The organism is Nocardia amamiensis NBRC 102102, assembly GCF_001612745.1.
In the GTDB taxonomy this organism is placed as follows: Bacteria; Actinomycetota; Actinomycetes; order Mycobacteriales; family Mycobacteriaceae; genus Nocardia; species Nocardia amamiensis.
On sequence record NZ_BDBA01000305.1, the window covers coordinates 1 to 8,278 of the forward strand.

An 8,278-nucleotide genomic window follows, 5' to 3' on the forward strand; every position below is an offset into this window, starting at 1 on the left:
GGCTAGGGTGATCCGGTCTTCGGTATCCTGCCGATCGCTGGGTGGGGTGAATCCTTGACCGGCACAGTCCGGTCATGTCGCCCGTTACCCACAATGCACCGACCCGTGGATCCAGGCTCCAATAAGTGCATCGTAGGCATTTCCCCCATACCGACCAGGTCGAGGGCATGGAAACCTTGCATCGGTGCGAGCACTCTGTTCTCCGAGAGTAGGAACGTGATTATGAATCGCGGCAGACTTGCCCCTTCATGCCTCGATAGTGGCGAATATATGCACCACCCATCGTCCTGAACCCGACCTCCTGGCAGCCGACGCTACGGCGCTCGGCCGGATCATTGCCGCGAATCCCGGCGCGACGCTGGCGGCGACATATAACGGGAAATCAAGGCATGCGAGGCGTTGGTGAGGTTTCGGAGCTCGTGTCGGAATGTCAGTAGCGGCAGCACTCTGGGTGAAGGATCTGATCACTGATGCTCAATGAACGGTTTACCGACTCAGCTGTTATTCGGATACCTGGCCGCCTGACGCCCGAAATTCTGGAGATAGCCGAAGACCCCATCGATGTTCGAATCGCTGATACCGCATGTCCACAGACCACACGATCTCGACTGTCGCAGGAGAGGCAACCGACCGAAGTAGGCCGTGCCGGTCGGGCCGCAGTCACCGGTCCCTTGATCGGACATGTCGATCGCTGGGACACCGTTGGCCGGAGTGAGAACGGTGTCCACCACATGGTCGGTGACGATAGCGATGACGTGCCCCCGAAGGTTGTGCGGGCCGCGGTGCTGGCCCGGCTATGGTCTCTTGCCCGAGAAGACTCGGGAGCGTCGGTCGCGGTATTGTCCACGCTGACAGCGATGCTGGGCACTCGGTTCGCGCCCGCAGTGCCGATGCCAGGGGGATGCATGCTCGGCGCGGACTCCTACCACAGCTCGTTCACCTATATAGCTGGTGCGCTGCGCGGGGAAGGTCACGCCTTCCTCGCTAACCAACGGATGCCTGCCGTGGAAGCGTTGCATGGTGCGGGTCTGACTGCGGCGTCACTTGATGATCGGGACGAACGCGTACTAGTCAGTGGAACCTCGCTGACGACGGCGGCAACTGCACTCGCACTGGCCTCGGTTCGGCGATCGCACGCGATCGCGGTGAACCTTACCGCGGTGTTGATGGATTTCCTCGGCTACGGTGCGGACTTTCCACCACCGGAAATGCTCCAGTTCGTCCCCCATCCGCAGGTCGCCATGGTGATATTGCAATTGCGCCATTTACTCGCTGGCTCGACCGAAATCGGCACTGCGCCCATACCCTACGACATATGCCTTTCGCCGGACCTGTTGGGTGCGGCCAGTGAATCGATCCGCCAAGCCGACATAGTTGTCGATGACGATCTCAACGGTTCCAGCGACACTCTCAGACGCTTCCCCGAGGGGGAAACGGTTCACAACCGCCATCTTCTCGATCAACCGACAGTATTCGCCACCGACCTACTCACCTCGAGCACCGTCATAATGGCCAACCTGGTCCAACTCCAACTCGATTTGGTGGTCGAACCACACCACACCAACAGCTCGCAAACGGAGGCACCCACCCCCGAACAGCATCGCGTACTGGAGCTGAAAGCACTGGCGATAACAACCACGGCGGCAATACGTCGCGCCACAACACCCCCATCCCTACATAGTGCCCCCGCCGACACCCCCGACCGAGATGCTGGCCCGTTCAGCACCCACCCCGCTCTGAAGACACTCGAGCTCGCCGCGGCAGTGCGCCAACTACACGGAATCCTCGCAGTAACCCTGCGACATGCACTGCACATCAGCGGTCGGCGACCAACAGCACGTGCCAGCACCGTAATCATCGACCAGCTCATCGAGCAGACACCCCCGCTCGACTCGGATCAGCCACTACTTGTCGAGATCCACCACGCCGCCCACCTACTCGACAAGATCTGGAGGCTGTAATGCATTCGGCTTGGTCGCAGCTATCGGTGGTGTCTTCGGCCTATCGCCGGGTTCGCGCAATTCGGTGCTCCGGTCAGCCATTGGCCATCCTTCAGACCCGCGGCTGATGGGCGCAGAAGTGCACAGTTGTTCGAGCTCGGCGACCGGGAATTCGTCGTCGGCGAGCGATTCGATACGGCATGGTGACAGCACGGCGACGGCCCATGCCGACCACCGGTTGGTGCTGGCCACCGAAGGCTGTGGTGTGGAAAAAACATGCGCGCCTCCTCTACAGGGAGCCAGCCTCGATGGCGACGAGGTCGGTGGCCGGTCTGATGGGGCGTCGCCTGTCGTTGATAACGACGGTAGACAACTGGCTGTATTGACCGATCCGGGTCGTCGACAGGGCTTTGGTGGGTGGCGGCGGCACGATCGTTGTGAAGAGCAACGGAAGCGTGCCGGGAGTTCCTGTATCGCCGCACCGGCTGGCATTCCACCACCGGGTGGGTGAGGACTTATGAGAGAAATCCACCCGAATGTACGTGCCGCACTCGATATGGCGCGGGAGTTGCGGCATCGCATCGCCGACATCCGCGAACGGGCCGACCGGATCGTTGCACGTCGCCCGTCTCCGAGCGGGTTGGTCATCCCCGAGGTCGACGCGATGGGGCGGCTGTTGGACCTGTATCTGGCGCCGGGAACCTGCGCCCGGTTCGGTAATCGGGACCTGACCGCCGAAATCATGGCCGCAATCACGGAAAGCGCCGAGGACGCGCGGCGGCAGTACATCATCGTCATGAACGACACCGGCGAGCTGCCACGGCCGCTCGCGGAAACCATGCGGGGATGGCGGGCCGGGACCGAGCCTGGCTGGCAGGTACCCAATTTCGGGAAGGCGGACCCGAGATAGATGGCGGGAGGGATCGACCGAGCATGTCCGACTACTTGGATATCGAACTGGAGCAGCTGCCCGTAATCGCCAAGCAGCACGATCTGGTTGCTGCGAACATCCGGAAGTGGGGCGAAATCCCGCATGCTTGGCTGGCCGACTTCCAATCGACCTACGGCATGATTGCCGAGCCGGTGCGGGCAGCTCTGGTGGACTACTACGAGCAGCGCCACGCCAAAGCGGAACGCCTCGCCGCTGACCATGAACGGACGCGAGACCAATTGATCGCGGCGGCGAGAGCACTCGAAGATGCCGATCAGACCGGTAGGAGCCAGATCACCCAGTCGGGTGGCTTCGATGTCGAAGGTCGTCGAGTCGGTCCGGCACCTGGTGCGCCCACGGATCTCGCGACATCGATGAGCGCGGGCCCTGGCACGCCGACGATGAACGGGGCCAGGCCGGGGCAGCCTTCCATCACCACACCCGAGGTCCCCGGCGTGCCCGGCCGAACCGGCCGCTTCGACCAGGACCGCCTGCCATCCGCCGCATCAGCACCACGCACCAACGAGACCGCGCCCGCCGCAGCCACCGCGCCGACCGGGACGATGCCGCCGACCGTCGGCAGATCGGAGCCCGACGCCGCCGACATACCCACAACGATGGTCGGCGACGCGAACAGTGCCCCTGGCATGAGCGTCAACGCGAGTGGTGCCGCGGGCACGGCCGACAGGATGCCTGCACCACCGGCGACGACCCCGTTCGCGGCAATGGTTGGCGTCGATGGTGCGGGCACAGCCGACTGGGCCCCTGCGCCCCTGGCGGCTGGCCCGTTTGCGGCAGTAGCCCATGCTGCCGAGGGTAGGCGGGTGCTGCCATCGTTGGTGGTAGGTCAGCGGGTCGACGAGGATTTGGCGCTCGCCCGGACCCTGCTGGCCGCGATCCTTGCCGCGGTGGCTGGTTCGGCGTCCGGTCTGGAGTGGGCGGTGGCGGTGGTACGGACTTCGGCCGGGCCGATCGTTGTGCTGACTTCCAGTGAGGGTCGTGGCTGGCTGCCGACCGGGCTGTTCCTGCCATCGGAGGTCATCCTGCCGTGGAGGTGGGACTCAGTCCTCGGCACTGCCGGCCGGGAGGCCGTCGCGGGATTGGAGGGGATCAGCGACCCGGCCCGGATACTCGCCGAGTTCGGCTCGTTGGTGGGCAGCCGCGGGAGTGTCCGGATCAGCGCTCTGGTGTCGTCCGCGGCAATCGGCGACGACCTGCGCGCAACCCTGGGCGACGATGTCGCCCTCGAAGGCCGTGTCTCGGCCGCCGAGGCCGCCATCGATCTCACCTCGCCCGGTGTCGGACTGGTCGACCGGCTCGCGTTGGCCGGCTCGAAGGAGTTGCTGCGGCAGGCGGCGGTGCCCGATACGGAAATTCGGGCCACATGCCTCGAGCTCGCTCGAGCCGCGGACACGCTGGTTCGCGCCGCCGCCTCCAGCACCGCCGGGCAGATATCCACACGCCGCACCCGGCGGCAACAAATCCTCGATGCCCTGGACGCCGGCCAGACCATCCCGGCCAGCTGGTGGAACCAACTACGCGCCGCCGACGACATGACCGCGGCCGCGCTGCGGGCACGACGGGTTGACGTGTCCCACCTTCTTGTCAGTGCCCACCTGGACGTGCGCGGCACAAAAGCCCTGCGCGGCATGGTTTTCGAGCGCCGCGCCGACGAATTACTGCTGTTGCTCGCCGCGGGCGAACCCGACCGGCAAACCCTGCGCGATGTGCTCTACACCTACGGCCAGATAGTCGAGCACCCGCTGTTCCCCGCGGCAGCACATGCGGTGGTGGCTCCGGCGCCGAAGATGACCGCCACAGGTACGGCGGTCCCAGACGTCGAGGTTGCTGGCAGTGTCTGGCCTGATGCCCGCGGTGTCAGTGCCGTCAGTGCCCGTGCCATCGGCCTCAGCGGGGGCCCCCATCCATCGCCGAAATGTTGAACGGTCCAGCGGGATCCGCGGATTCCAGCGAAACAAGGAGAGTCTGATGAGCAAGGTGGACGACGTCGTCAATCAGATCAGAAAGGACTACGAGGCGTCGACCTCGGAGGACCCCGGTTTCCAGGACGACCAAGCCAAGAACGCGTTAGACGCGCTGGCCGGATTGACGGCGGCCGAGTTCGAGGAGGCCTTCAACCGACTCGATTTCACCGTGGCGTCCTATAAAGACAACGTAAGAGAGCAGCTCGTCCTCGATGCCGGCGACCTCAGGGATAAACCCGAATACAAGGGTATCATCGACGCGCTTGAAACCGGCGATCCGTCAGCGGTCGTCAACGCCAAGGGTGCGGCCGAGCCGCCGACTTTCGAGCGTTACGGCCTTGAGCCGTTTCGAAAAGCAGGAGAACATGCGCATTACGTTGACCTGCCAGCGCCGGCGGGGGCCAGTGCGGCGCTGAAAATTCTCATCAAGGACATCGAGTTCACTATGCAGTGGGGATTCGACACACTCGGTGCCGGCGATCCGGAGGCCGCACCCGACTTCACAGCGGTGCTCGAGGGCGGACAGGTTACTAATCTGAAGGGCTGGTCAGGAATTAGGGAAGCCTACCTGGACCTAAAGAAGGATCTGGACAATCAGCGGGCTGCGGAGACCAAAGCACTCACAGACGTCAAAGTCAACACCAGCGACGCTGCGATACTGAAGTCCGATACCTTCAAGAAGCTCATCAGAATCAAGGACGAACTCGCATCGGACCTAGAGTACGAGATTCCGAACACCACGCATACCGGCGACAAGATCACGGAAAGTTCCGGAGGCCCTCCCAATTCTGAGGTGCAGGTCACCGTCTTCGAGAAGAACACCGACAAGAATAGCGAGAGCTTTGGCAAATACTACCTGACCGCCGAAGCGGAGCAGAGATACTATGTCAGGGCCATCGACCGGGCTGCTGCTGACTGGGAGAGGGAATACGCAAACGCGACGGAGGCGTTCCAGAAAAAGGCCGATCGGATCGACAATGGCAATAATGGTAACGGAAGTAGCCCCGGCGGCAGCGGAAATGGCGGCGGTTCTCCGTATCCGGTCTCGAATGGGGGTGATGCGTACCCGGTCCAGGATGGTTCGGCACCATACGTTTTCCCGGCCGAGGATCTCAGTTCCATGTACGACGACTCGCTCACGGGGTCTATCGATACCGCGGGTTCGGATGGCTCGGACCCCGTTCTTGGTAGCGGTGTCGGTGACACAGCGTCAAGTGCCGATATCGGAGATACGGTATCGGGTACGGACCTCAGCTCTGCAGTGCAGGCGGCGCTACAGAATGGCGTTGGAACCGGGACCAAGACGGGAACTGGCACGACCACCAGCAATGTTGCGCCCGCCGCCGCTTCCAGTAGCACCGACACGATAGGGCCGATGATGATGAACGCTCTGTCACAGATGGCGAACCAACAGAACCGCCCCCTCCCTGACAACAGAGGTTACGCCGACCGGGATTCGCGTGAAACTCGCCAACGTGAGCGGAACCGCACCACGCCGACGGGCACCACCAACCCCACTGTTCAGGCGCCCCCTCCCGGGGTGGCCGCGCCAGCCTATCCGGGCACTCCGCCGCCGGATTTCCAAATCGACGGTAAGACTGTGACGGTGTCACAGCCGGTCTGGGATGCTTTACACAAGCAGGTTCAAAACGTAGCCCTCACGGCGGAAGACGCATATGGGGGGACCGCGGGAGAGTTGACAGCGACTAATCCGCCAGCGACGCCCGCTGGTCCCGGCGAGCTGAGGACCGGGGATATCCTAAAATGGGAGAAACATAGTGCGCTGATCGTCAAGGACCAAAATGTCCTGTATGTCGTAGACAATGGTCATCTCGTTCCGTTGGACCCCAATGACCCTCCACTGAGAGCGAAGTACGGGAACTTCACGGGCTATATTCACCCGACCGGTCTGGATGGCGTCGCCAGCGGCTCCCCCGGATCCCCGGAGCCACGTACGGCAACTACCAGCACGGCAGGACAGCCCGCCGGTCCACCACCTGTTTCCCCACCACAGATCTGAGCCGGAAAACGGGCGGGCCGAAGAAAAAGACATCGTCATCTGCGTGCTGTCGATCGTGTTCGCTGGTGTTGCGATTCTTGCGGGGTTCGACCCGGAACGAGATCGGTTGCAGCGTGATGTCCGTACCGTGTGGGGGTGCGGTGTTGGGGCGGGGTTCAACGCCGAACGCGTCGGGGTCTGCGGCGTGCTGAACGACTTCCGGGCCCGGGAGCGGGTTGGCGGTGCTGCTGCGGTGTTGGACGGGCTGGGGTGCGGGCTCCAGCCCACGCCCGAGCACCGTCGCCCGCTGCCGTGGTGTTGGACACCCGGCAGGGACGGCGCCCATTGTCGGCTCGACGACATCGATGCCTGCAGCGCCATCTGGGCATCCGGTGCGGGCGAACTCGCTACCCGCCTCGCCGCGGCCGTACAGCCTGCGCCTGCCGGAGTGGCGGGGCTCGGGTGAGCAACGGCATGACCAGGGTCTTGGCGCAGATCCTGAACGATCTGAAACGCCTGACCAGCAAGGCTGCCGAGGACTGGCGAGACACCGGCAAAGGCGTGGCCGGCTTTGCCGTGCGGGATGTCGATGAGAAGGTGCACCTCGACCAGCACGGCAGGCATGAGATCGAGAAAGCGAGCGACGGGGCACCGGAACCCAAATGGGCTTCCCCGTCCGGAGTGCTTGCCCCTCGGCCCGAAGTGCTTGCCCCACACCCGGTGACAGACCGATTGTCGGAATACCACAGATGGAAACCGGAAGTGAAGTGGTCGCCGCTCAAGATCGACAGTCCGTTTCCGTTATGGGCCAGGTCGGATACCGAGGACTCGATGCCTGCTCTAACCAGAAACCTGGAACTCAGCTGCATCGACATGCCGCTGTATGCCGCCGTCGAGTCAGCTGCCCTCACTCGCGCACAAGTCCGCCTGCTCTATAGCCGCGGCGACAGCGCCGAAGAATACAGTCGCTGGTGTGAGGGACTTCCCGACCTCCTCACTCCGCACGGTCGGCGGGAGTTCGAGGCTGGCGGCCCGCGCCCGCGCCGGGGTGATCTGGTTTTCTTGTACGGCTCGATGCTTCATGGAGCTCCCGAACAGTGGGTCCACGTGGCTGTAGCGACCGGCTGCGTCGATCCTCTCGGATCGCCCGTCCTGCATTCGTTCTACCGAGACCCAGAAATTCCGCTCAGCCGCGGAAAAGGCTGGGGTGGCACGGTAACAAGAGAAACAATGAGCAGTCTCAGCAAAGACTGGGACCGGACTGTCGCGGGGCTACGAGCCGAGTTCGGGCCGGGACCCTGGTAATCAGCCCAAAACTGCCAAACGGACAACAGATTCCGCGAGCCAGGACAGCCCGCCCGATCCGCGCTACCCGGCACCGCACCGGTCTTCATGTACCTGGTGACACGATCCTTAACGGTCA

6 protein-coding genes are annotated in these 8,278 nt (G+C 63.4%); all 6 read left to right on the forward strand.

What is annotated here, in order from left to right:
- Positions 1–731: 731 nt before the first annotated feature.
- The 6 genes from NA4_RS36230 (at position 732) to NA4_RS41045 (ending at position 8,160) form a co-directional block, all read left to right on the forward strand.
- A complete protein-coding gene (locus NA4_RS36230; protein ID WP_169811194.1) occupies positions 732–1,961 on the forward strand; it encodes an aromatic amino acid lyase in 1,230 nt (409 codons plus the stop codon).
- A 496-nt stretch (positions 1,962–2,457) separates the two neighbouring features.
- Positions 2,458–2,850, forward strand: a complete 393-nt coding sequence (locus tag NA4_RS36235) for a hypothetical protein (RefSeq protein ID WP_174553045.1) — start codon at positions 2,458–2,460, stop codon at positions 2,848–2,850.
- Between the two features lie 23 nt (positions 2,851–2,873).
- Positions 2,874–4,814, forward strand: coding sequence for a type VII secretion target (locus tag NA4_RS36240; RefSeq protein WP_067480280.1), 1,941 nt, complete (start codon positions 2,874–2,876; stop codon positions 4,812–4,814).
- Between the two features lie 46 nt (positions 4,815–4,860).
- The gene (locus NA4_RS36245) at positions 4,861–6,876 is read left to right on the forward strand and encodes a hypothetical protein (RefSeq protein ID WP_067480283.1); all 2,016 of its coding nucleotides are present in this window, start codon (positions 4,861–4,863) and stop codon (positions 6,874–6,876) included.
- 43 nt (positions 6,877–6,919) lie between these two features.
- Positions 6,920–7,321 (forward strand): hypothetical protein, encoded by a 402-nt coding sequence (locus NA4_RS36250; protein ID WP_067480286.1) that lies wholly within the window; start codon positions 6,920–6,922, stop codon positions 7,319–7,321.
- 8 nt (positions 7,322–7,329) lie between these two features.
- The gene (locus NA4_RS41045) at positions 7,330–8,160 is read left to right on the forward strand and encodes a hypothetical protein (protein WP_157129513.1); all 831 of its coding nucleotides are present in this window, start codon (positions 7,330–7,332) and stop codon (positions 8,158–8,160) included.
- Positions 8,161–8,278: the final 118 nt, after the last annotated feature.

What these genes read in the sequence shown, in the direction of transcription:
- NA4_RS36230 (WP_169811194.1), top strand. Translation starts at nt 732, where the DNA reads ATGGTCGGTGACGATAGCGATGACGTGCCCCCGAAGGTTGTGCGGGCC.
- NA4_RS36235 (WP_174553045.1), top strand. Translation starts at nt 2,458, where the DNA reads ATGAGAGAAATCCACCCGAATGTACGTGCCGCACTCGATATGGCGCGG.
- NA4_RS36240 (WP_067480280.1), top strand. Translation starts at nt 2,874, where the DNA reads ATGTCCGACTACTTGGATATCGAACTGGAGCAGCTGCCCGTAATCGCC.
- NA4_RS36245 (WP_067480283.1), top strand. Translation starts at nt 4,861, where the DNA reads ATGAGCAAGGTGGACGACGTCGTCAATCAGATCAGAAAGGACTACGAG.
- NA4_RS41045 (WP_157129513.1), top strand. Translation starts at nt 7,330, where the DNA reads ATGACCAGGGTCTTGGCGCAGATCCTGAACGATCTGAAACGCCTGACC.